Genomic DNA, 24,145 nt, shown 5'->3' with positions numbered 1-24,145 from the left:
TAACCCGTCGCCCCTGTGATTTTCCACTAGAAAAATAAAACTTTGCCACGGTTGCTTCTTTTACCATCGAGGTAGGTAAACGTGTTCCATATATAAACAAGACACTGCCCCTCTATGTATGGAAGAAAAAGCCTGAGTGCATTACACTCAGAATCATTGAAAGTGGCTGTTAATTTATTACCGTTCTGTAAAAGATATAGCAACCACAAAAGGCAGTAACTTATACGCAAAAAATCAAGGAGTTGAATATGAGCAGTGGTTCAAAGGGGAAGCCTATTTTATTATGGGTTGTCGGTTTTTTCGTGTTGCTATTTTTGGTGTATTTCCTGTTCGCCAATACCATCATTAAATCTATTCTTGAGTCCAAACTGGGTGAAAGCTATGGCTCTGAAGTGAATATCGACGAGTTCGACCACTCTCTGTTCCCAACAACGGTAACGCTTAAAGGTATTGCACTCACCAACCCCACAAAGCCTACTCACAACCAAGTTTTTGTAGGCGAAGCTCACGCAGGCGTTGAGCTAAAACCCCTGTTAGATGATCAAGTTATCGTTAACAATCTTGATTTACTGAAAGTACAGTTCGATACACAGCGTGAGTCTGAAGGTGAAGTATATCGCGTTCCAGAACGTTCGTTGTCGTTCGACGAAATTAAAGCAAAAGCCAAAGATGCCGTGCCTACAGTTGATGAACTTCTTGCCCGCAATCCACTAAAAACCACTGCTGCCATCGAAAATGCAAAGTCTGCCTACGAAACCTATGGAAAAGGTTTGAAAGACGACTTTGAATCTTTACCTGATAAGTCGCGCATTGAGTACTACAAAGCGCAGGTAGCCAAGCTAAAAGAAACGAACTACAAAGACCCGCAAGCGCTGGTACAGGCAAAGTCTTCATTTGATAGATTAAAAGAAGAAATGCAGGCAGACCGTGCGCTTATTAGCAGTTTCACCGAAAAGGCAAGCGATGCCAAACAAGCCCTAAGCGAAAGTATTGAAGCACTCAAAAAAGCGCCACAAGAAGATTACACGTTGCTTAAGGGAGTGATCGCAGGTGACCAAGCCGCCCTTTCCCAAGTAACTTACTTTGTATTTGGTGACAAAGCGGCAGAATACACTGAATATCTTATGGCAGCGATGCAAATTGTTATGCCCCTCATTCAAGGTGAAGAAAAAAGTGAAGCGCCTACTGAAGTGCCGTCTATTTTGGTGAAAGAAGCCAATGTATCAGTGCTTTGGCAAAATGAATCTATCACTAGTAAATGGAACAATATTACAAACGTTCACGAAGTATTCGGTAACCCCACAACCTTTACTATTGAAGCCGCGGGCGAGTTATTAAAGTCGTTTTCTTCCAGCGGTGAATTCTGGATTGACGGCGACGGTGTTGATGCCAGCCAAGTATGGCAGCTAGCCGGTGTAAATATGTCTAACATTTCGTTTAGCGGCAATGAAACGCTAAATGCGGTGCTTAAGTCAGCACTGATGAAGACCAATGGGTCGATGAAAGTCACCGATAACATTCTAAGTGGTACTGGCGAAGTTGACCTTCAGAAGCTTGTGATGGAAGCCACTGGTACCAGCGATATTACCAGTGCTATTGCGCAGGTATTACAAACGCTAACCAGCTTGAATATGACCATGCTGCTAGACGGAACGCTTTCTGATCCTGGCTTTAACATTGAGTCTGACCTTGATAACAAGTTAGCCAGTGCGGCGCTTTCACAGCTTACCGAGAGCCAAAAAGACAAGCTGGATGAATTAAACAATAAACTCAACAGTATGATTAGCAACGAGCAATCTCTTCTATCAGGTGAGCTCGTTAACGTAAATAGTATGCTTAGCGCAGCCCAAGGAGATAGCGCAGCCCTTCAGGAACTGCTTCAAGCTCAGCTTAACAATGTGATTGAGCAGCAAAAAAGTAAGCTATTTGATAAATTAAAGGAAAAATTGGGACAGGGTGAATAATGCACCTTTGACTCGACGCTGCTTCGCGGCATAATAAGATACAGCAAAGGCGCAGTGCCTTTGCTTTTTTCCGCTTAACCACATTGTCAGGTGAATCTGTGTTGCAAGGTAAATGGCTTCCCATTGTGTTAATAGTACTGCTAGGTCTATTGCAATACAGGCTATGGTTTGGAAAAAATAGTATTCCCGATTATTTCAACCGAAAACAAGAAGTTCACTCTCAAGCTCTCCAAAACGCCAATTTAGCTCAACGCAATGCACTACTTAAAGCAGATATTAACGATTTGAAAATTGGTCTAGAAGCCATTGAAGAGAGAGCGCGAAACGAACTCGGTCTGATCAAAAAGGGAGAAACCTTTTACCGTATTTTACCCGCAGATTCTAAGTGAAGAAAATAATATCCCCCCGCGTTGTTGCGGTTATTCCCGCAGCCGGAGTTGGCAGCCGAATGCAGGCTGACCGCCCAAAGCAATATCTCACCTTAAATGGAAAAACCATTCTTGAACACACGATTGACGCGCTGCTGCATCATCCGTCAATCGACGAGGTGATTGTCGCAATAAGCCCAGACGACGGGTATTTTGATCAATTTGGGTTGCGTGATAAACCCATTCAAGTGGTTAACGGTGGCAAAGAGAGAGCAGATAGCGTTTTAAACGGTATTGTCAATCTTGGTGACAATGATTGGGCACTGGTTCACGATGCGGCAAGGCCTTGTGTTGAGGAGGGCGACATTTCAACACTACTCAGAGTGATGAGCAATGATGACGTTGCTGGCGGCATTCTAGCTACGCCTGTTCGTGACACCATGAAACGAGTAAAACCTTCGACAAATGTTATTTCTCATACCGAAGACCGAAACGGTCTTTGGCACGCTTTAACGCCTCAACTTTTTCCAGCAGTATTATTAAAAAGGGCGCTTCAAAATGGTTTATCGCAAGGTGCCAACATTACAGACGAAGCGTCTGCCATGGAGCTTGAAGGCTACAAGGTGGCCATGGTGAGCGGAAGTCCGGCAAATATAAAAATAACCCATCCGGCCGATCTTCCTTTAGCAGAATTTTATCTTAAGCAAAAATTTAACGCGCGAGGCTATGACGCAAAAAGCCTTAGCCCCAAAAATTAAAAGGCACAATTATAATGCGAATTGGACACGGATTTGATGTACACAAGTTTGGCGGTGAAGGCCCTATCACAATAGGTGGCGTCAGTATCGACTATGAAAAAGGACTTTTAGCTCATTCAGATGGCGATGTGTTGCTCCACGCATTGTGCGATGCAATGCTAGGTGCGGCAGCGTTAGGAGACATTGGGAAACACTTTCCAGATACAGACGACGCATACGCGGGTGCAGATAGTCGCGTGCTACTTCGTCACGTAGTCAATGTAGTAAAAGAAAAGGGGTACGGCCTGAGCAATGCAGACATGACCATTGTGGCGCAAGCCCCAAAAATGGCGCCACATATTTCAGCTATGCGCGACATTATTGCTAAAGACTGCGACGTATCCTTGGACGACATCAACGTAAAAGCAACGACCACTGAAAAGCTAGGTTATACTGGCCGCAAAGAAGGCATTGCCTGTCATGCCGTTGTACTACTGGAAAAGTTATGAAGCCTTTACACACTGATCACTGGCAGTACTATTTCGCAAAGCCTGTCTCGACCGGTATTTTTAAATTCCAAGCCGACGATTTTAAAGTGGTTGAAGATTTGGGTTATATACCTTGTGGAGAAGGTGAGCACCAATTTGTATTTATTGAAAAAACTAACACAAATACCGCCTTTGTCGCTGAACAGTTGGCCCGTTTCGTTAATCTTCCCCTGCGCCAGATTACCTATGCAGGTCGCAAAGACAAGTATGCGGTAACTCAGCAGTGGTTTGGTATTCACGCGCCCGGTAAACCTGACCTCGACTTCAGCAATTTCGAACTTGAAGGCGTTAAAGTGCTTAAGCAAATGCGTCACAATAAAAAACTGCGTACAGGGCAGCTTAAAGGCAACCACTTTACTATTACCTTGCGCCAAGTACTGCACCCAGAGGCTATTGAAGAGCGTCTGAAAGAAATTGAAAAGCACGGCGTGCCAAACTATTACGGCGAACAACGCTTTGGCGTTATGCGTTTAAATGACATGGGAGAAGTGCAGCGTGGCGGAAATCTGGTCATGGCCGAGCGCATGGTCAATGGTGAAACCATTAGACATCGCAACAAACGCTCGATGGCTCTTTCAGCGCTACGCAGTTGGCTATTCAACGAAATGCTTTCAGCACGATTAGAAAAAGGGGTGTTCGACAAAGTCACTCATGGCGACGCGCTGGTGCTCACAGGTTCTAATAGTTTTTTCATTAACGAAGGTACTGGCGGCTCGGAACAGCAGCAAGACGCGCAGCGTCGTTTCGATGCAAAAGACGTATGCCCTTCTGCTCCACTTTGGGGGAAAGGAACGCTTGTTACGCAAGCTGATGCACTCGCCCTAGAGCAATCTGTTGCAGAAAAAAATAGCGAAATCGTCGGCTTTTTAAGCCAGTGCGGGTTCGAACAAGAACGTCGCGCGATAAAAATTTGGCCTTCACAGCTTGAATGGCAGAGTAAGGGTGATACATTTACTATCTCGTTTGCGCTTCCAAGTGGCTGCTTTGCTACCTCAGTCCTTAGAGAGTGCGTGGAAACCTTGTCCCCAATTAACAGGGTGTAAAAGAGTATTGAGAAAGCGTGGCGCGCAACAGACTATACCTCGCGTGGCTGTGGATAAGAATAAAGGAAAGTACGCAACATCATGAGAGCTTCTAGAAAAGGAGACGCGTTAGCACAACTGCTCTATAACGAAGGAATACTTTCGCAAGCAGTATTGAACGCCATTGCTGGTACGCCGCGGGAAAGCTTTTTACCCGATGCGCTGAAACATAAGGCCTATCAAAATACGGCATTGCCGATAGGTCAGGGCCAAACCATTTCGCAGCCCTATATTGTAGCGAAAATGACAGAGTTGTTGCTGGATAGCCCTAATAAACCCGAAAAAGTACTAGAAATAGGCACGGGCTCTGGTTATCAGACCGCTATTCTTGCGCAGCTTTTTGCCAAAGTATTCAGTGTTGAACGTATCAAATCATTGCAGTTCCAAGCGAAACGTCGGATGAATCAGCTCGACCTTCACAATATTGCAATGAAACACGGTGATGGTTGGAAAGGTTGGGCGTCCAAAGGACCTTATGATGCTATTATCGTCACTGCTGCTGCCGCTAGCCTTCCACAGGATTTGTGCGATCAACTTAAAGAAGGCGGGCGGTTGATTATTCCCGTAGGTAACGAGCAACAATCGTTACTGTGTATTGATAGGATTGAGGGTGAGCTAAAAACATCGACTATTGAATCGGTCCGATTTGTTCCCCTTGTAGCAGGAGAGCTAATGTGAAGCTTTTTGAGCCGTGTTATGACATGGCGTTGCGCTGGGCGAGACACCGCCACGCAACAAAATACTTGGGCGGGCTAAGCTTCTCAGAGTCAGTGTTCTTCCCTATACCTCCTGATGTTATGCTGGCACCAATGGCACTGTCGCAGCCTGCTAAGGCATGGCAATTTGCCTTCATTACTACCATCGCGTCGATTTTGGGCGGCATCGCAGGTTATTGGCTTGGTTATTTTGCTTTCGATGCTTGGCTGGCTCCGCTTGTCGAGAGTTGGGGTTATACCCACAAAATAGAAACGGCAATGCAGTGGTTTAAAGACTACGGCGTATGGGTAGTTTTTCTTGCTGGTTTCTCTCCTATTCCTTATAAAATTTTCACCGTGAGTGCAGGCTTCTTGCAAATGGCCTTCTTGCCGTTTGTACTGGCATCCGCCGTTGGTCGAGGCGCGCGCTTCTTTTTGGTCGCGGCACTCATGCGCTGGGGTGGCGCTGCCATGGAGAAAAAGCTAAGACAGTATGTAGAAGTACTTGGATGGGGAGTAGTTACCCTCGCAATATTCGTTTATTTATTATTGCGATGACATGCGTAACCCCCTGCTTCAAATAGGATTTTTGTTATTTATTTTTATACTCATCGGGGGATGCGCAGGAAGAAGCGCTCCCGCTCCCGTTGTTTTATTGAATAGCCAAGTTTCAGATGGAAGTGAAGAATACACAAAAAAAACCTATAAAGTACAGCGGGGAGATACCCTTTATGCCGTTGCATGGTACACCGGAAATGACTATCGCGATTTAGTAAAATACAACAATTTATCAGCCCCTTACACCATTTTCCCAGGCCAAATTTTAAACGTTGCGCCCCCATCAAACGTGGCTACATCTCCTATTAGACCTAAGGTTAAGACTAAACAGTCAACAGCTCCGACCACCTCAAATGTAGACAAAAGTTTGGTTGACCGCCCACAACCACAGGCGTATCGTGAAAGTGAAAAAGTTGTTAAGCCACAAATTGTTACAACGGTCAAGAAGTCGTCGCAACGCGTCACAAAGCAGACGCCGACAAGCTTTCCTGACAGAGTACAAGAGTGGGTATGGCCTGCAGAAGGTATAATAGTCGACACCTTTAGTAAGTCAGAGTCAGGCAATAAAGGTATTGATATTGCTGGTGCTAGAGGCAGTAAAGTTGTAGCGGCAGCAGATGGTAAAGTGGTTTATTCAGGAAGCGCTTTAAGAGGTTACGGTAATCTGGTCATTATCAAACATACAGATACCTTCCTAAGTGCATATGCCTATAACGACACCATTTTGGTCAAAGAACGAGAATGGGTATCGGCAGGGCAGCAAGTCGCGACCATGGGTGACAGTGGAACGAATTCGGTAAAACTTCACTTTGAAGTTAGGTATAGAGGGAAATCATTAGACCCTATGAAATACCTGCCACCATTAAAATAATAAAAATAAATAACAATAAAAAAAGACAAAGGAGAAACGTCATAAGGTAAACCTTGTAGCAGGAGATTCACGATGGGTAAGTCAAATAAAGCCTTAGAATCAAGACCGCAAGATGACTTAGAAGTCATCGATATGCCAGCTGATATGAAAGCTGACGAAACCTTAGTTAACGACGCTGACCTAGAAAATGATGATGCCATTTTCAGTCAGGATGACCAACCTAAAAACCTAGATGCCACACAGCTCTATCTAGGCGAGATTGGTTTTTCACCATTGCTAACCGCAGAAGAAGAAGTTTATTTTGCGCGCCGCTCACTGAAAGGCTGCGAAGCCTCTCGCAAACGTATGATTGTAAGCAACCTTCGCCTTGTTGTTAAGATTGCTCGCCGCTACAACAACCGTGGATTAGCTCTTCTAGATTTAATTGAAGAAGGTAATTTAGGACTCATCCGCGCCGTTGAAAAGTTTGATCCTGAACGCGGATTCCGCTTCTCAACCTACGCTACGTGGTGGATTCGCCAGACCATAGAGCGCGCTATTATGAATCAAACGCGCACCATTCGTTTGCCTATTCATGTGGTGAAAGAGCTAAACGTTTATTTACGTGCTTCTCGTGAGCTTTCGCAAAAGCTTGATCATGAGCCAACTGCAGAAGAAATTGCGCTAGCGCTTGATAAGCCCGTGGAAGATGTCACTAAGATGTTGCGTTTAAACGAGCGCATCACCTCTGTTGATACGCCAATTGGTGGAGAAAACGATAAAGCACTCCTCGACATTATTGCTGACGAGAAAGAGTTTAGCCCTGAAGAGAGCTTACAAGACTCAGATATCAAAAGTAATATTGTAACCTGGCTTGAGGAACTAAACCCTAAGCAGCGCGAAGTACTTGCTCGCCGATTCGGTCTTATGGGGTATGAGCCTTCAACACTTGAGGATGTGGGTGCAGAAATTGGCTTAACACGCGAGCGTGTTCGTCAAATTCAAGTAGAAGCACTTCGCCGTCTGCGCGATATGTTGGGTCATCAGGGTCTTTCACTAGAAAACCTGTTCGACCAAATGAAGTAGTATCTGCGCATAGCGCAAAAAACAAAAATGCCAGTGTTGCTAAGCTTTCAAATTTTAAGCTTCGTAACACTGGCATTTTTTTATTTTAAGTTGAAAGCTCGCCGTAGCGATCGTAACTTCCAAGCCCTTGGTTAGTTTCTAACGAGGGTAACAAATGTGTAAGGGTGAGGGTTTTTCTCATCGGCGTCATGTTCGTCACGCGATACTTCCGTCCAACTTGCTGTTGCCTCATAGTCTGGGAACTGTGTATCTCCGTCAACAGCCAAGTCAATATGTGTGAGATACAAGGTGTCAGCGCTATCCAAGAACGTCTGATAAATAGTACCGCCACCTATAATCATTATCTCGTCGTCATCGCTATACTCTGTGCTTAACGCTTTTGCTACTTCAAACGCTGACTCTGGTGAATCTACCACCGTCGCGTCAGATAAGCTGTAGTCAGCATTACTCGTTATAACAATGTTTGGCCTGCCTGGTAATGCCCTTCCGATTGACTCATAGGTTTTGCGGCCCATTATGACGGCTTTGCCTAAGGTGATCGCTTTAAAGTGTTTTAAATCAGCGGGCAAATGCCATGGCATATCATTGTCTGCACCTATAATTCTATTTTTCGCCATAGCAGCAATCATTGCTATTTTCATTTCATTACCTTTAAAGCCATTTTTATTGTCGAACCGCGGCAGTATAGCAATATCAGCGACTAAATGTGTATTGCCTCTAATAGCATGGTTTTAACACCCATCAAATAGTAACAGTTATCATTTGCATTATTGTTTTACCTGTTCTAGTGTGTATACAGGAGGTCGCTACAATGCAAATAAACTATCTATGCCCTAAACACGCAGACTGGGTTTACAACAACCCAGAACAGGCTCTACACGTAATGGCGCGCGATGAAATGCAAGGCACTATGCTTATGCAAAGCGGTCAGTTCAGTGAAGCAATTCCATACCTTGGCTGTGCGTTTGATATCGCCGTTATTCTGCTTGAGGTAGATGGTGGAGAAAACAGCGCAATGACAGCTAAGATTATGGGCTTAACAAGCTTGCTTGAAGAGATCTACTTCCACTTAAGACTGCCGCACCACCGAAACGCCATTGTCGACAGAGCTCATGCTGTCATCAGCGCCTCGAACAACATCGTAAACAGTAATGTACCACTGCGCTTCGCCGTGTAGGTGCACTGATACTTATGCGCCTAACTACTTCACCCTACTCTGACTAAAGCCTTAGGAGAATTCATGAAAGTTAACCTTAAACGCTCAGCTCTAATGCTTTGCGCCGCTGTATTTAGTTCAAGCGCATTCGCTCATGCAGGACACGACCATGAACACTGGACCAGCGGTGTCATGCATGCTCTGTTTTACGCATCTCTTGTGGGTTGTACAGCTGCCTGTGGGTTTGCAGCTTACAAATACTTCAGCGCTAAAAAACGCTCAGCAAAGTAAAGGGTTGCGAATTATGATCCATCAGTTACTCTCAAAGGTTAATGCAATTAATCCCTTTCCTACGGCTAGCGCACATTGCGATATTCCTTGCAAAATTTACGATCCATTTTCGGCACAGCTGGCTGCGTTAAGCGTTATTCGCTTCGTAGACCTACTCAATGAACTTGCCGAAAAAGAGACACTTACATTCGCAGATCAAGTGCAAATGAGCCGCTTAGTCACAGAAAAAGAAACCCATGCAGAGAAAGTAAAGCAAGAAGTTAGGGTAATATGGGGCGATTACTTTAAATCCCCTCAGTTCAAAAAATTTCCAGACACTAACGAACTCGTGCATAAAATTATGCTGGCCGGCTCTGGATGTAAGCAACACGTAAGCAGAGAAAAAGCTGAACAGCTACTTTCGTTAGTGAATGAATTTGCGGAGCGTTTCTGGGCAACCAAGGATGTGGCAACCAAAAAAGCAACGTGCCCGTATCCACCTTCTGAAGAAGTGGTTTATCCCGACCTGTAAATGGTTAAAATTCTGCGGGTTACAGGGCACAGCATGTTGCCTACGCTAAACGACGGTGACTTCGTTTGTGTAGTAAGATGGCCGTTCAGATGGTTGCGTTGCGGCCAAATTGTGGTTGTAGAGAGCAATACCTACGGCATAATTGTCAAAAGAGTAGCCGATGTTCATCAAGACGGTACATTTACATTAATAGGCGATAACAAGGCACACCCTGTAAGCCAAGAGGCCATGGGCAAATTTACTCGCGCTCAATTACATGGAAAGGTTGTCTGTCATAGCAGCGAGTAGACCACTAGGATTAATTTACCGCGATATTGACAAAAAAGCTCGCACGTTGTCTATGCAACTATGCGAGCATTCTGTTGTTCTAAGAATAATTTATTGGTGATAAGTTACATTTACGTCTAAATGTATTGCGCAGCACTATGCGACACTTCACCTATTGACAACCGATTTTTTAAGCTGCTTTATAGCACTGGTTATCAGTAATTGTTTCGCGACAACTGTTTTTAGGCAACGGCCTCTCCGCGATTGTTTCTCAACACTGTATCTCAGCGCCGATACTCAACTTCCACGTCGTAATCGTCTTCGTCCCAGTCGTCGTCATCGAGATCGTCACCTAAGCCGTCTTCGAACTCATCATGCGCTTCAAGCGTATTTTTATGGTATGTATCCCATTTAAATTCCACTTCTTTCTTCTCTTCTTCCTCTTCCAATTCTGCTGGAAGAGTTTCAATGAAGTCCATGATGTCGTTACACAACGGATCTAGGTTCATCTTTTGGAACGCAGAAATTTGGTAAACCGGGCCTTCCCACTCTAATGCGTCAATAACATGCTGGCAGCGCTCTTCGGCTTCTTCTTCAAGCAGTAAATCGACTTTATTAAATACTAACCAACGGGGCTTTTCTGCCAATTTAGGGCTGTATTTTTCAAGCTCTTCAATGATCGCTTTAGCATGTTCGGCAGGATCTGTTTCATCAACAGGGAAAATATCTACCACGTGAAGCAAGATACGGCAGCGCTCTAAGTGCTTTAAGAAGCGAATACCTAAGCCAGCGCCATCGGCAGCGCCTTCAATTAGCCCTGGTATATCTGCAACAACGAAGCTGCGCTGTGAGTCTTGACGAACCACACCTAAGTTAGGCACCAAAGTGGTAAATGGATAATCAGCCACTTTAGGCTTAGCCGCCGATACAGAGCGGATAAAGGTTGATTTACCTGCGTTAGGCATGCCCAGTAAACCCACATCGGCTAGAAGCATAAGCTCTAGCTTAAGGTTGCGAATTTCACCTGGCGTACCATTGGTCTTTTGACGTGGCGCACGGTTTGTACTGCTTTTAAAACGGGCATTACCTAAACCGTGGAAACCACCTTGTGCGACTTTAAGCTTTTGACCATGACGGGTTAAGTCACCTAACACTTCGCCAGTGTCGCTGTCAGTAGCACGTGTTCCCACTGGTACCATTACGGTAAGGTCTTTACCTTTTTTACCTATACAGTTGCCGCCTTGACCATTTTGGCCTCGCTCTGCACGGTGAAAGCGCTCGAAGCGATAATCGATCAATGTATTTAGGTTTTCATCGGCTTGTAGAAATACACTGCCGCCGTCACCACCGTCGCCACCGTCTGGGCCACCTTTAGGTACGTATTTTTCCCTTCTAAAGCCAATGGTACCGTTGCCGCCGTCACCGGCTTCAACGCGAATTTCAGCTTCATCTACAAATTTCATTTATCACTCCGGGCTGTAATGCCGTGGGTTATTAACTTATTAATGCGAATACTAAGTTTACACCAAATTGCGCGTCGGCGCTTTTGAGTCTACTCAGCATTCTAAAAAATTGAGAAGTAAAACCTTGCTCAGCGCTAATTCATTTTCAGAATGTAAACGCTAATAATTAAGAACAGAAAAAGAAAGAAAGGTTTCACAAAACAAAAAACCCCGCAAGCGCGGGGTTTTTCTAAGCCTGTTCGGCGAGAAGCTTTCGCGCTTACTCAGCTACGATGCTTACAAATTTACGGTTCTTCGGTCCTTTAACGTCGAACTGAACTTTACCGTCTTTTAGTGCAAACAACGTGTGGTCTTTACCGATACCCATGTTGTCACCAGCGTGGAAACGAGTACCACGTTGACGAACAATGATGTTACCAGCAAGAACAGATTCACCACCAAAGCGCTTAACACCTAGGCGTTTACTTTCTGAATCACGACCGTTTTTGGTACTACCACCAGCTTTTTTGTGTGCCATGTGTTCGTGCTCCTATTATGCGTTGATACCAGTGATTTTCACTTCTGTGAACCACTGACGGTGACCCGCTTGCTTACGAGAATGCTTACGACGACGGAACTTAACGATTTTTACTTTATCGCCACGACCGTGTGTAACAACCTCAGCAGTCACCTTACCACCAGCAACGATTGGTGTGCCGATTTTTACATCGTCACCGTTGCTTACCATTAAAACTTTGTCAAATTCAACCGTTTCGCCTGGGGCTACTTCGATTTTTTCAAGACGAACGGTTTGGCCTTCGGCCACACGGTGTTGTTTACCGCCACTTTGGAAAACCGCGTACATAGTTAACTCCGCTCTGCGTCCACTGACGCTTCAATTCAAAAAACAGGGCGCGAATTGTACGTGAAACATCCGTAAATCACAACCCCGATTCGTAGAAAAATAGATTATTTTTCCAACATGGGGCGAATTATGCCCCAATTGCCTATTTGATGCAGCTTCAAATACCTGAAAACGGGAAAAAAACACAATTTTTTTCGAAAAAACATCAAATTTACCATGACTGCTACCAACAAAAATGGGGGGACTTTCGTGTTCAATTTGTAACGATTGCGAAAAAAAACACCACGGTTCGTGCTTACTGATCTCATTGGGATCGCATAAACACACGATCGTGATCTGCGTTCGATCCGGCTCACAACTCGCTTGGCTTTGATCAATATGTTTAATTTGACGGGCTCAGATCTGAGCCATTCGTTATTTACTTTGCAGCCTCACCGTAATCCTTGCCGTGTGACGTTCATTGATAGTGAGCTCATTTTAAAATGCTGAACCGGCAGTTTTACTTCGTTTTTATAAACGGCTCAACACAATTGAATTAGTGACAACTAGTAACTGGAAAAAAGGAAGTTACCAAAAAACTCGCCAGCAAAACGCAATTTTGAAAGGTATAACTTTAAAAAATAACGTCTTTGCAGGAAAAGTTAGTAAGAGTGCCTATAATTACATGTAATAACATGACACGGGTCGAGTGCTCGGCATGCATGGAAGACAGGCCAAAACGAACTGGATTTCACGGAAGAACGTTACCCTTCTAATCTTTCATCTGGGTTAAGCGTATTTCAGGAAATACACGTAAATGCGTTAAGCCGTCATTTTTTAAGACAATTTGGTGGATAGTACAAGTGATTAAGGTACAATCGCCACCAATAATTGCCCAGACGTAAGAGTAAGTATTTATTGCCATGCCTATGGATATAGATCAAATCCGCGCCCTGTCTAATGATGATATGCAGGCGGTCAACCAGCTGATTCAACAACAAGTCGACTCTGATGTTGCCCTAATTAATCAGCTTGGTTTTTACATTGTAAACAGTGGCGGCAAGCGATTGCGCCCACTTCTTACCGTGTTAAGTGCGCGGGCCATGGGGATAGATAACAACGATCACCATACCCTTGCGGCGATTGTTGAATTTATTCATACCGCGACACTGTTGCACGACGATGTGGTTGACGAATCGACCATGCGCAGAGGTCGAGAGACTGCTAATGCTATCTTTGGTAACCAGGCGTCGGTATTAGTAGGTGACTTTCTTTACACCCGCTCTTTTCAAATGATGGTGAGTCTAAAACGCATGCGCGTTATGGAAATACTGTCAGAAGCCACAAACCAAATTGCTGAAGGCGAAGTGCTGCAGCTGATGAACTGTAACGACCCCAGCACTACAGAAGCTCGTTACTTTGATGTTATCTACGGTAAAACGGCTCGCTTGTTTGAAGCTGCTACACAGTTAGCGGCTGTGCTAACAGACCAAAGTGAACACATTGAACACGCTATGCAAGAATACGGCAAGCATCTAGGCACTGCTTTTCAGCTTGCTGACGATATACTTGATTACATGGCTGACAGCGAAGAAATGGGCAAGAATGCAGGTGACGATTTAGCTGAAGGTAAACCTACCCTGCCATTACTTTACGCTATGTGGCACGCTAAAAATGACGACGACAAAGCGCTTATTCAAGAGGCAATTGAACAAAGCAATGGCCTACCACACTTAACGCGAATCCAAAGCATTATGGACGAAACCGGTGCTTTGGATTACACGCGTGAATGTGCGCAAAAAGAAGTACAAATGGCCATTGATAGCTTAAACGCTATTGAAGATTCTGAGTACAAAGAGGCGTTAATTGCGCTTGCATATATTTCAATTGAACGTACGAGCTAACTAGCGATAAATAACTAATTGTCGATAAGTGATATGAAAAGGCGTGTCGTAAGCAACACGCCTTTTTTGTTAGTACAGCCAGAATATTATACGCCTCGTAGGCTTTTGAACTTGTTGATGGGCTGAGCACTTCCCCAACTCTTGCAGACAGGTAAAGAAATATACGTTTTCTGCATTAACCAAGCATTTGTGCTGCGTTTGGGCCTAGCGCATTTTTACAAGCTAGCCTTCTAGCATAAAACCTATCAAGCCGACTAAAAAACCAAGTATGCCTCCAAGGGGTGGCAACCAATGGTTTTCCATACGAATTTGCGGTGCGATATCCTGGAATACCGAATAGAGAATACCACCGGCAGCGAACAACATGATACCGCTCATTACAACGGGAAACTGCGCTAGATAATAAAAGCCTAACAAACTAAACAAAGGGCCAAGTAACGCCATTAGTACAAAGATAACAATGAGTTTGGTGCTGCGCTGTTTGTTCTTGGGCAACATTTCTCTGTAGGCATTAAACCCTTCTGGTAAGTTTTGAACCGCAATCAATAGGCCTAATAGCATGGTACCTCCGCCTAATGCAGCCGTCGAACCAAGGGCAATAGACTCCGGCACAAAATCACTTAGCATTGCGGCTAACTGGCTGCCTGCGGTTTTCTTTTTCGCTAAGTAAATATCAAGAGCCATAAAAGCAAAGGCACCACCGACAAAACACATTACGGCGGCGACTACCGATACGTCTTTTATGCCCTCGGGAACAAGTACAAGACCTACCGCTGAAATTAGTGCACCAGCCCCTAACGCTAAAATGCCATGGCGTAATTCCTTCCCTAACCATTTAGGCTGAATGCCTTTGTAAGTTGCCAAGATAGCCCCTGTGGGCATGGCAAGGCCAGCCACTGTTGCCATTATCAATAAACCTACAATATCACTTTGTGGCATAACGACTCCTTTCTAGCAAGTGCTTGTGCACGTTTCTTATTCAGTACTAAGTACTGCACACAGCGCTATTGGTTTACAAGCAAATAGTACATTCATTCATTTTTACTCAACGCGCAATAAAAAAGAGCAGCCTAACGCTGCTCTTTGCTCTAATGGAAATGGGTTGTGCTAGCGACTAGCGATCCCAAACAGCCTGATTAAGTTAAATCTAAATCTCGGGTCATATTCTCGTTTTTGTCACGATGCACAATAATGTTGTCTTCAATGCGAATGCCGCCAAACGGTTTGTATGCATCAATGGTATCCCAGTTGATGTACTTAGACGCTGGTGTCGCTTTGAGGTCGCGCAGCAGACTATCGATGAAGTACAAGCCAGGCTCAATAGTGAACACCTGACGTGCCTCTACCATGCGCGTGCAGCGCAAGAACGGATGATCATCAGGAGCAGGCTTGGGCGTGCCTCTGTCATCATTGACCAATCCGCCCACATCGTGAACTTGAAGACCCAAGAAGTGACCAATACCATGAGGAAAGAAAGTACGGGTAATACCCATTTCTACGATTTCAGGTGGTGTTAAATTCACCATGCCGGTGTCGTGAAGAATTTGTGCAATGCCGTCGTGGGCTAACAAATGTATGTCGGTATAAGCTACGCCAGGCTTCAACGAATCGACCAACGTCAGCGTAACCTTGTCTACCGCCTGAATGAGGTCGCGGAACATTGCTGAATTCTGAACACCGTCTTGAGCGTAAGTACGCGTAATATCTGCCGCATAGCCATGATAATTCGCACCCGCATCAATCAGAAACGAACGTGATTCTTTTGGCGCTACGGTATCGCACTGCATGTAATGCAAAATTGAAGCATGCTCGTTAAGCGCCACAATACTGGTATAAGGTACATCGTTATCGCCCTGTCGACTTGCGGCGGCATAGGCGAGATTGATATCAAATTCGCTTTTACCTTCACGGAATGCCTGCTCAGCCGCCTTGTGGCCTGCTACCGCCAGCTTGTTAGCTTCACGCATGCAGTCAAGTTCGTAGTCTGTTTTGTAGGCACGTTGATAATGCAAATAATGTAACACGCGGTCAGGGTTAACATTTTCAAAACCCAGTGCTTTTGCTACTTCAATATATTCGCCTACATAGGCAAAACGGCTTTTATCGTAAGGCAGGGATTTCTCTACCGCATCGGCCTGTTGAAGTAGTTTAATGTCGAAGCTATCAGTCCAAAAGTCATTTGGCTCTGGCGGCACTTTGTGCCAGAAATCTTCAGGGCGATAGAAAATAATCGTAGGCTTGTCTACACCGTTTACCACCAGCCAACAGTTAGGGTTATCAATCACAGGCACCCATGCTTTGAACTGCGGGTTTACCTTGAATGGGTAGTGATTATCGTCCAAGAATAGGCGTTTGCCCTGCCCTGAGTGAATAACTAGTCCGTCTAGCCCTTCTCGCTGTAGCGCTTCGCGAGTTCTAGCTTGAAGCTCTTCGATATGCTGCTGGTAGGTTGCTTGATGTTGCGACATAGCCCCTCTTATCTTTTTAGTCATTAGTTAGCTACTAGTGTATCACGAGGCCAGCATGACATGCATGCTGGCTCAGACCGTTGCGCTGTTATTTACGTTACGTTTCCGATACTGGAAAAAAAACAATTTAGTTAAAGGCGCCCCCGTACGCGCCTAACCTTAGATAGCTATCGCGGCGCTAGTTGCAGTGTACCTGTTACCGGATGTGTACTCACTGCATCTGCGGATGGGATCATATCGCGGGTAAGCTGGGGGAAGATATTTTCGTTCCCACCTAGCTGCTGGTCATAAATATGCTGATATGCCATCACCGCTTTCACATAGGCCCGAGTTTCCTTGTAGGGAATATTTTCAATCCAGATATCTACAGGCAGCGCTTCATTTGCAGGCAACCATTCCAACACTTTACGCCACCCTGCATTATAAGATGCGGACACTAGCACCGGGTTATTGTTTAACTTGTCCATTAAATAACGAAGGTACTGGACGCCGTATTCAACGTTATTGTCTACCTGAAAAAGTGTGTTTCGACTTACTTTTTCCTTCGCTACATAACGCGCCGTTCCCGGCATAAGCTGCATTAATCCTGCCGCTCCCACGGAAGATATAGCATCGCTTCTAAACGAGCTTTCGCGACGTGCTATAGCCATAGCCAAAGACTTTGAAATACTGTAAGCCTGCGATTTTTCGCTAAACACATCATTAAAGGCCAGCGGGAAGCGGCGCTCAACGTCATCCCAATAGCCACTTCGCGCAAAGCTGGTAATTGCCTGGTCGTACAGCCCCCACTCATAAGCGAGTATACCTGCATCAGTAACTTTCGACTCGGGCAAATGGGAAAGCAAGTAGTACCACTCTCTGCGCGCTTCTGTGGTTCGGTCTAGCCTGAAAAACTCAACGGCGCGCATGGTGGCAGGCGTTTTTGCCACACTGGCAATAGCTGCCATTTCTCTAGGTGCTGGCGTGTGAGCAAGCGACGGAATTTCACCTATATGCGCGCTTGCCATAAAGCCATAATAATGGCGTTCTTGCGCAAGCTCTTTATAAAGCACAGTAGCCTGCATAGTTTGACCAAGTGCTTCTAAAGCACGGGCTTTCCAGTAGCGATAGTTTTCCTCTTTTTGCAAGTTAGCAGAAGCGCTATCAATAACATTAACGACTTCCTGCCACTTTTTCGTGCGTAGCAAATGAGAAATGTGCCAAAGCTTTACGTCTTCATTGGCGCCCTGTACATCGGCAAGTTCAAGCCAATGGTGCGCTTGAGGAAGGCGGTCTAGCGTGTAGCTTAGCGCGATTGATCTTCGCATAACGTGCTGCTGTGCTTTAGAGAACACTTTCTTGTCGTTGTAGCGCTTAAAGACTGTACCCGCTAGATCAGGATTTCGCCACGCAAGTTTTTCTACCGCCCACACAATCACTTCAGCTTCATGCGATATATTTTTAAGTGGAAAGAGCGCTGTTCTATTCACTCGGCTTGTGTCTCGCGTTACCGATAGCCACGCGTCAGCAAGGTATTGCTTATCACTAGGTAGTTGGCGCTTAAGATAAGAAATAATACTTCGGTTATTTTCTCTCGCGGCAATTTCAATGCGCTTTATCACCATTTCGGGTGTCATCATGCCCGCTTTTTTCCACTTAGCAAAAAGCGGATCGCATTCATCCGGTTGCGACTGCCCGTGAAGCCAAAGGGCATCAACCTCAGACAAAATAGCGTGTTCGCTTTCACCTTCTTTTAAGCGGTAATTAAGCGCAATACAGGTTAGCTTTGCGCCCATGCCGGGGCGATAATTGTCTAAAAAAGTGCTGCGATAATCGTTCTTAGCAAGGTAGTTAAGCCACTTATAACGCACTCCGTAGCTTACCGGTTGACCATTAAAATCTTCCAGAAACTGCTTAACCTCGCGCTTTGTTCTTATTGACATAGTGCGCTCTAGCTTGAGTCTAAGTAGATAAGAATAAAGTGGATAATGCGCTAGCTCATAAATGTCGTTATCAAGGCGCTGAACGCTTCGCTTCGAGTACGTTAACAGCTTTTTTTCAACTTCCAGATAACGAGCGCGATCCTTTTCGAAAATATCTTCGGGTAGTGTTAAAGGCTGTGTAGCCCATGCGCCGATAGAGAAAAATGAAGAGAGCGAGAAAACAAATGCCCCCACAACGGTGGTGAACAATTTATTGTTGTTTGCCAGCAAGCGCTGACCCAACCACGAACTAAAATAAAAACCAGACACAATAGAACTCCTACCCTGCTCTACACTCGAACGCTTATTAGCGCTGGCAACTTTGCCGAATCGAGCTGATTGTAAAATGTTGCTGAAAAAGCAGCATTGCGACTGTTCCACTGCGTTTGTTTGAACAACGAAGGGAAAATTTCAGCCTGGCTCCTTGCCAAAGAAGATGTTGTGCCAGCTGTCGTTAGCTATGCTTTACACACATAGTTGACATGATTGTAGATTATTCTTTTGCTGGATTGGCGCTTTGCGCCAATAACGCTCATTATACAACCACCAATGCCGAAATGAAGCTTGAATTCGATATTTACACTTGAATTTAAGTCATCGGACCACTACCTTAGACAAATTGAAACGCTTGTTTGATTTTTTGTTGAAATTTTGTGTGGCTATGTAAAGAATCTAGCCACCCTAACGCGTTAGTGAATGCATACGACCCTACAAATTAGTTGGATTACTTCACTAACATCCTGGCCAATGCCGAAGGAGATGATAATGATATACACAGGCAAAAGTCTTTCCGTCAGCCTGTTAGATGACGGCTTTGCTGAGCTGGTATTCGACGCCGAAGGTTCAGTTAACAAGTTTGACCGCCAAACGGTGAGTGAACTTGACGAAGCAACTCAAGCTCTACTTGCTAAAGGCGATGTTAAAGGCTTAGTAGTACGCAGTGCAAAACCTGCATTTATTGTAGGTGCAGATATTACCGAGTTCACTGGCCTATTCGCCATGGACGATGCAGAAGTATTACAGTGGGTTGCCAATACGTCGCAAGTATTCGACCGCTTCGAAGACCTACCTTTCCCTACCATCGCTGCAGTCAACGGCTTTGCACTAGGCGGCGGCTGTGAAATGGCATTGGCGTGTGACATGCGTATTGCAGACACTACCGCTTCAATTGGTTTGCCAGAAGTTAAGCTAGGTCTTATGCCTGGTTTTGGTGGTACAGTTCGCCTACCTCGCCTCATTGGTGCAGACAATGCCCTTGAGTGGATGACCACTGGTCGCGACAGAAAAGGTGCGAAAGCCCTTGCTGAAGGCGCAGTTGATGCAGTTGTAGCACCAGAGGCGCTAGTTGAAGGTGCGCTTTCAATGGTGAAAGACGCTGCACAAGGCAAATTTGATTGGCAAGCGCGTCGTGCGGTTAAAAAAGCCCCGCTACAGCTAAACAAAAACGAAGCCATGATGAGCTTCTCTACAGCCCAAGCCATGGTATTTGCACAAGCTGGCAAACACTACCCAGCTCCTCACAAAATGGTTGAAACAGTGCAAAAAGCTTCTGTACTAGACCGTGAAGGTGCACTTAAGCTTGAAAACGAAGGCTTTGTAGCCCTTGCGAAAACCGACGCCGCGAAAGCGCAAATTGGTATTTTCCTTGCCGACCAGCTTGTAAAAAGCAAAGGTAAGAAGCAAGCAAAAGCCGCCACTAAGCAGTCTAAGCTTAACGCTGTACTAGGTGCTGGCATCATGGGCGGCGGTATTGCATACCAGAGCGCTGTGAAAGGCACGCCGGTAATCATGAAAGACATTAACCAAGGTGCACTAGATCTTGGCCTTTCTGAAGCAGCGAAGATCCTTGGTAAAGGCATGCAGCGCGGTAAAGTTGATGCGACTAAAATGGCGCAAACACTTAACGCAATCACGCCTACCCTTGAGTACAGCACGCTTAAAGATGCAGACCTTGTTATTGAAGCGGTTGTAGAAAACCCGAAAGTAAAAGGTATTGTGCTTAAAGAAGTAGAAGACAATGTAGCTGACGACGCTATCATATGTTCAAACACTTCGACTATCTCTATCAACCAGCTAGCTGAAAGCCTAGATAAGCCTGAGCGCTTCTGTGGTATGCACTTCTTTAACCCAGTGCACCGCATGCCGCTTGTTGAAATTATTCGTGGCGAAAAAACCTCTGAAGAAACCATCAATGCAGTAGTAGCCGCTACCCTTAAAATGGGCAAAACCCCTATTGTGGTTAACGACTGCCCAGGGTTCTTGGTAAACCGCGTATTGTTCCCATACTTTGCGGGCTTCAGTAAGCTACTTATCGACGGCGCTGACTTTGTAGCGGTTGATAAGGTAATGGAAAAAATCTTCGGCTGGCCAATGGGCCCTGCTTACCTAATGGACGTTGTAGGCATCGACACTGGCGATCACGCAGCAGACGTAATGGCTGCAGGTATTCCAGAGCGTATGGCTCGCCTAGACAACGACCCAGTAACTCTTTTCTACAAAGAAGAGCGTTTAGGTCAGAAGAACGGTAAAGGTTTCTACAACTACGGTGTTGATAAGCGCGGTAAGCCGTCTAAAACACCAGCTGAAGAAGCCTATGCACTAATGGCACCACACGTAGCTGACAAGAAAGACTTTGAAGCTGACGACATTATTGCACGCCTTATGATCCCTATGGCAAACGAAGCAATTCGCTGCCTGGAAGAAGGCATTGTAGATAGCGCAGCTGAAGCAGATATGGCGCTACTTTACGGCTTAGGTTTCCCTCCATTCCGCGGTGGTATTTTCCGTTGGATTGAAACCATTGGCTTGGCGAACTTTGTTGCTATGGCAGACAAGTACGCTGAACTTGGTCCTATTTATCAGATCTCAGACGGCGTTCGTGAAATGGCCGCTGCTGGTAAATCCTATTTCGCATAAGACCCGGAGGAAAAACTAATGAAAGAAGTGGTCGTAATCGATTGCGTACGTACCCCTATGGGTCGTTCAAAAAACGGTGTTTTCAGAAATGTGCGTGCAGAAGACTTATCTGCTGCACTAATGACCGCGCTACTAGAGCGTAACCCTGGCGTAAACCCAGCGGAAATTGAAGACATCATTTGGGGCTGTGTTCAGCAAACTAAAGAACAAGGCTTCAACGTTGCACGTAACGCGCAGCTACTCACACAAATTCCACGCACAACAGGCGCGGTAACGGTAAACCGTTTATGTGGTTCATCAATGCAAGCCCTTCACGATGCAACAAGCGGCATCATGAGCGGACGCGGTGACATTTACATGATTGGTGGTGTTGAGCACATGGGTCACGTACCGATGAACTACAACATCGACTTCCACCCTGGACTTGCTAAGTACACGGCGAAAGCGTCGGGCATGATGGGTATGACTGCCGAGCTACTTGGCCGTCAAAACGGTATTACTCGTGAGCAACAAGATGCATTTGGCGCGCGTTCGCACCAGCTAGCGCACAAAGCACACCTTGAAGGCCGCTGGGCTAACGAGATTGTGCCTGTTGAAGGTCACGATGCTGACGGCGTATTAAAGCTAATTGACTACGATGAAGTTGTACGCCCAGAAAGCACTGCTGAGAGCATGGCGGCACTTCGCCCAGTGTTTGACCCAGTAAACGGTACGGTTACTGCGGGTACCTCTTCTGCGCTGTCTGACGGTGCATCGGGCATGCTGCTTATGTCAGCAGACCGTGCGAAAGAGCTTGGCCTAACGCCACGTGCGAAAATTCGCTCAATGGCTGTGGCTGGTTGTGATGCAGCAATTATGGGTTATGGCCCAGTGCCAGCAACACAAAAAGCCCTTAAGCGCGCTGGCCTTACTATGGACGATATTGAACTTGCAGAGTTTAACGAAGCGTTCGCGGCACAGGCACTGTCGTGTATTAAGCAACTAGGTTGGATGGACCACCTAGATACTAAGATTAACCTAAACGGTGGTGCGATTGCACTTGGTCACCCACTAGGTTGTTCTGGTTCACGTATCTCAGGTACGCTTATCAACCTAATGGAATCACAAGACGTAAGCCTAGGCTTAGCGACTATGTGTATTGGTTTAGGTCAAGGTATTGCTACCGTATTTGAGCGTGTATAAGCGTTTACATAAGAGCTTAGATCTCTAAAGTTTTGAAAGGGCCTACGGGCCCTTTTTTGTTGCAGCGCATATTTGAAATCAAAAAGCTAAATTAGAAAGCGGGCTGACTACACCGTTAGCCCCTTGTTGAAGAATGTGTGTATATATTTGAGTAGTTCTAATATCTGCATGACCTAGTTGGTCTTGCACAGTTCTGATGTCTGCTCCTGATTGCAGCAAATGAGTAGCAAAAGAATGTCGAAGCGTATGAGGCGTAACATGCTTAATTATTCCCGCATCACTTGAGGCGCGACTTACCGCTCGCTGTATCTGTTTTTCATCTATATGATGTCGCCGTAGTAGCTTACTTTCTGGGTCAATACTTAACTTTGATGCGGGAAACAAATACTGCCATTCCAGCGTTTTATTACGCTGTTGATACTTTTTCCTCAACCCATGTGGAATCCAGGCACCAGCAAAGTCTGGTACCACCAAATCTCGTTGCAAAAGTTTTTCACTTTCACTGATATGATTTTTTAAAAGTGGAATCAACGATTCTGACAGCGTTACCACTCGATGCTTGCCCCCTTTCCCAAACCAAATCCTTACACATTTGTAGTCGAAGTCTATGTCGCCCGTTCTAAGGCGAACACACTCCATTAACCGAAGCCCACTTCCATAAAGAAGTGCTACCGCTAAGTAATGATGGGTAGGCACTCTACCAAGCAATGCTTTTACTTCTAGCTGGGTTAGCACAACCGGTAGCTTTCTTTCCCTACCGCTCCCCACAAAATTCATGTCGGAAGGTAACGGCTGTTCTAAGTATTTATTGTAAAGAAACACTAAAGCGTTAAGTGCAGTTGCTTGTGTAGACCGCGCATTTCTGCGTTTGGTAGATAAATGAGTAAGATATGCTTCGACGTGCAGAACATCGAGGTCTTTCGGGTGCTGAAATTTGTGAAAACGAATGTAGTCTGAAATCCAATTTATATAGGTTTGTATAGTGCGTTTTGCATAGCGCTTGAGCATCATGTGCTCGTATAGCGATTTAATAAACTGAGACTTCATATTCGACTCCAAAATAAAAGAAGCCTATTTAAAAAATCACAACGAGATAACTGACTTTAGTACCTGTTTCGTTGCAAGAGTATTCACGAAATACCCCAAATTCACCTGCAACCCGATTTGGTGTTTTAAACTTTGAGCAAAATACACCAAAAACGTATTTTACTAAGCCTATCGATAGGTTATGGTTTAACCATATTTAAAACCAAACGGACAAAAACCCCGTTCTGGTTCGTTAAATCGCCCCGTTTAGGGAACGATTAAATTGTTA

General features: G+C 45.3%; 23 protein-coding genes. 15 read left to right on the top strand and 8 right to left on the bottom strand.

The genetic code is table 11. The features are described from left to right. Nucleotides 1-248: 248 nt before the first annotated feature. The 9 genes from V7R42_RS04230 to rpoS all read left to right on the top strand — a co-directional run bounded on the left by V7R42_RS04230 (nucleotide 249) and on the right by rpoS (nucleotide 7,888). Complete coding sequence (locus V7R42_RS04230) at nucleotides 249-1,964, top strand: TIGR03545 family protein (protein ID WP_334018967.1); 1,716 nt, start codon at nucleotides 249-251, stop codon at nucleotides 1,962-1,964. Nucleotides 1,965-2,062: 98 nt separating this feature from the next. Further along, nucleotides 2,063-2,353 (top strand): cell division protein FtsB, encoded by a 291-nt coding sequence (gene ftsB / locus V7R42_RS04225; RefSeq protein ID WP_014997231.1) that lies wholly within the window; start codon nucleotides 2,063-2,065, stop codon nucleotides 2,351-2,353. A 5-nt stretch (nucleotides 2,354-2,358) separates the two neighbouring features. Next, on the top strand, nucleotides 2,359-3,090 hold the full coding sequence (gene ispD, locus V7R42_RS04220) for a 2-C-methyl-D-erythritol 4-phosphate cytidylyltransferase (protein ID WP_334019362.1): 732 nt from the start codon (nucleotides 2,359-2,361) through the stop codon (nucleotides 3,088-3,090). 14 nt (nucleotides 3,091-3,104) lie between these two features. Then, nucleotides 3,105-3,578, top strand: coding sequence for a 2-C-methyl-D-erythritol 2,4-cyclodiphosphate synthase (gene ispF, locus V7R42_RS04215; RefSeq protein WP_334018966.1), 474 nt, complete (start codon nucleotides 3,105-3,107; stop codon nucleotides 3,576-3,578). Beyond that, complete coding sequence (gene truD, locus V7R42_RS04210) at nucleotides 3,575-4,660, top strand: tRNA pseudouridine(13) synthase TruD (protein ID WP_334018965.1); 1,086 nt, start codon at nucleotides 3,575-3,577, stop codon at nucleotides 4,658-4,660. Before ispF ends, truD begins: the two co-directional genes overlap by 4 nt. Nucleotides 4,661-4,741: 81 nt before the next feature. Continuing rightward, the gene (locus V7R42_RS04205) at nucleotides 4,742-5,377 is read left to right on the top strand and encodes a protein-L-isoaspartate(D-aspartate) O-methyltransferase (RefSeq protein ID WP_334018964.1); all 636 of its coding nucleotides are present in this window, start codon (nucleotides 4,742-4,744) and stop codon (nucleotides 5,375-5,377) included. Further along, nucleotides 5,374-5,952 carry a YqaA family protein gene (locus V7R42_RS04200; RefSeq protein ID WP_334018963.1) on the top strand — a complete coding sequence of 193 codons (579 nt, stop codon included), beginning with the start codon at nucleotides 5,374-5,376 and terminating at the stop codon, nucleotides 5,950-5,952. The genes V7R42_RS04205 and V7R42_RS04200 overlap by 4 nt, the downstream gene beginning before the upstream one ends. A 1-nt stretch (nucleotide 5,953) precedes the next feature. Then, a complete protein-coding gene (locus tag V7R42_RS04195; RefSeq protein WP_334018962.1) occupies nucleotides 5,954-6,823 on the top strand; it encodes a peptidoglycan DD-metalloendopeptidase family protein in 870 nt (289 codons plus the stop codon). A 72-nt stretch (nucleotides 6,824-6,895) separates the two neighbouring features. Beyond that, nucleotides 6,896-7,888, top strand: a complete 993-nt coding sequence (rpoS, locus tag V7R42_RS04190; RefSeq protein ID WP_334018961.1) for an RNA polymerase sigma factor RpoS — start codon at nucleotides 6,896-6,898, stop codon at nucleotides 7,886-7,888. Between the two features lie 131 nt (nucleotides 7,889-8,019). Here rpoS and folA read toward each other — a convergent pair whose 3' ends face one another. Continuing rightward, nucleotides 8,020-8,517 carry a type 3 dihydrofolate reductase gene (gene folA, locus V7R42_RS04185; RefSeq protein WP_334019361.1) on the bottom strand — a complete coding sequence of 166 codons (498 nt, stop codon included), beginning with the start codon at nucleotides 8,515-8,517 and terminating at the stop codon, nucleotides 8,020-8,022. A 182-nt stretch (nucleotides 8,518-8,699) separates the two neighbouring features. Here folA and V7R42_RS04180 point away from each other — a divergent pair, with 182 nt between their 5' ends. The 3 genes from V7R42_RS04180 (at nucleotide 8,700) to V7R42_RS04170 (ending at nucleotide 10,134) form a co-directional block, all read left to right on the top strand. Further along, nucleotides 8,700-9,065 carry a hypothetical protein gene (locus tag V7R42_RS04180; protein ID WP_334018960.1) on the top strand — a complete coding sequence of 122 codons (366 nt, stop codon included), beginning with the start codon at nucleotides 8,700-8,702 and terminating at the stop codon, nucleotides 9,063-9,065. A gap of 283 nt (nucleotides 9,066-9,348) precedes the next feature. Beyond that, complete coding sequence (sodN, locus tag V7R42_RS04175) at nucleotides 9,349-9,846, top strand: superoxide dismutase, Ni (protein ID WP_334019359.1); 498 nt, start codon at nucleotides 9,349-9,351, stop codon at nucleotides 9,844-9,846. After that, complete coding sequence (locus V7R42_RS04170; protein WP_334018959.1) at nucleotides 9,847-10,134, top strand: S24/S26 family peptidase; 288 nt, start codon at nucleotides 9,847-9,849, stop codon at nucleotides 10,132-10,134. Between the two features lie 263 nt (nucleotides 10,135-10,397). Here V7R42_RS04170 and cgtA read toward each other — a convergent pair whose 3' ends face one another. The 3 genes from cgtA to rplU form a co-directional block, all read right to left on the bottom strand. Then, on the bottom strand, nucleotides 10,398-11,576 hold the full coding sequence (gene cgtA / locus V7R42_RS04165; protein WP_071816947.1) for an Obg family GTPase CgtA: 1,179 nt from the start codon (nucleotides 11,574-11,576) through the stop codon (nucleotides 10,398-10,400). 259 nt (nucleotides 11,577-11,835) lie between these two features. Next, nucleotides 11,836-12,093: a 50S ribosomal protein L27 gene (gene rpmA / locus V7R42_RS04160; protein ID WP_012517170.1), complete on the bottom strand. Its 258-nt coding sequence runs from the start codon at nucleotides 12,091-12,093 to the stop codon at nucleotides 11,836-11,838. A 15-nt stretch (nucleotides 12,094-12,108) separates the two neighbouring features. Beyond that, nucleotides 12,109-12,420: a 50S ribosomal protein L21 gene (rplU, locus tag V7R42_RS04155; protein ID WP_012517169.1), complete on the bottom strand. Its 312-nt coding sequence runs from the start codon at nucleotides 12,418-12,420 to the stop codon at nucleotides 12,109-12,111. Between the two features lie 908 nt (nucleotides 12,421-13,328). Here rplU and ispB point away from each other — a divergent pair. Next, nucleotides 13,329-14,303 (top strand): octaprenyl diphosphate synthase, encoded by a 975-nt coding sequence (gene ispB / locus V7R42_RS04150; RefSeq protein ID WP_334018958.1) that lies wholly within the window; start codon nucleotides 13,329-13,331, stop codon nucleotides 14,301-14,303. Between the two features lie 222 nt (nucleotides 14,304-14,525). Here the strand turns inward: ispB and V7R42_RS04145 are convergent, their stop codons facing one another. The 3 genes from V7R42_RS04145 to V7R42_RS04135 form a co-directional block, all read right to left on the bottom strand. Next, a complete protein-coding gene (locus tag V7R42_RS04145; protein ID WP_334018957.1) occupies nucleotides 14,526-15,242 on the bottom strand; it encodes a ZIP family metal transporter in 717 nt (238 codons plus the stop codon). A 197-nt stretch (nucleotides 15,243-15,439) separates the two neighbouring features. Next, nucleotides 15,440-16,771: a Xaa-Pro dipeptidase gene (gene pepQ, locus V7R42_RS04140; protein WP_334018956.1), complete on the bottom strand. Its 1,332-nt coding sequence runs from the start codon at nucleotides 16,769-16,771 to the stop codon at nucleotides 15,440-15,442. A 167-nt stretch (nucleotides 16,772-16,938) separates the two neighbouring features. Beyond that, nucleotides 16,939-19,002, bottom strand: a complete 2,064-nt coding sequence (locus V7R42_RS04135) for a transglycosylase SLT domain-containing protein (protein WP_334018955.1) — start codon at nucleotides 19,000-19,002, stop codon at nucleotides 16,939-16,941. Between the two features lie 495 nt (nucleotides 19,003-19,497). On the opposite strand from V7R42_RS04135, the gene fadB reads away from it, so the two are divergent. Beyond that, entirely contained in the window at nucleotides 19,498-21,648 is a 2,151-nt protein-coding gene (gene fadB, locus V7R42_RS04130; RefSeq protein WP_334018954.1) for a fatty acid oxidation complex subunit alpha FadB, read from the top strand. Between the two features lie 18 nt (nucleotides 21,649-21,666). After that, a complete protein-coding gene (gene fadA / locus V7R42_RS04125) occupies nucleotides 21,667-22,830 on the top strand; it encodes an acetyl-CoA C-acyltransferase FadA (protein ID WP_334018953.1) in 1,164 nt (387 codons plus the stop codon). 78 nt (nucleotides 22,831-22,908) lie between these two features. On the opposite strand, the gene V7R42_RS04120 is transcribed toward fadA, so the two are convergent. Continuing rightward, nucleotides 22,909-23,877 (bottom strand): integron integrase, encoded by a 969-nt coding sequence (locus V7R42_RS04120; protein ID WP_334018952.1) that lies wholly within the window; start codon nucleotides 23,875-23,877, stop codon nucleotides 22,909-22,911. Between the last annotated feature and the right edge of the window lie 268 nt (nucleotides 23,878-24,145).

The sequence above is a fragment of the Alteromonas sp. S015 genome, from assembly GCF_036864485.1.
In the GTDB taxonomy this organism is placed as follows: Bacteria; Pseudomonadota; Gammaproteobacteria; order Enterobacterales; family Alteromonadaceae; genus Alteromonas.
The sequence above is the reverse complement of the archived record's forward strand: the minus strand, read 5'-3'. Positions and strand labels throughout refer to the sequence as shown.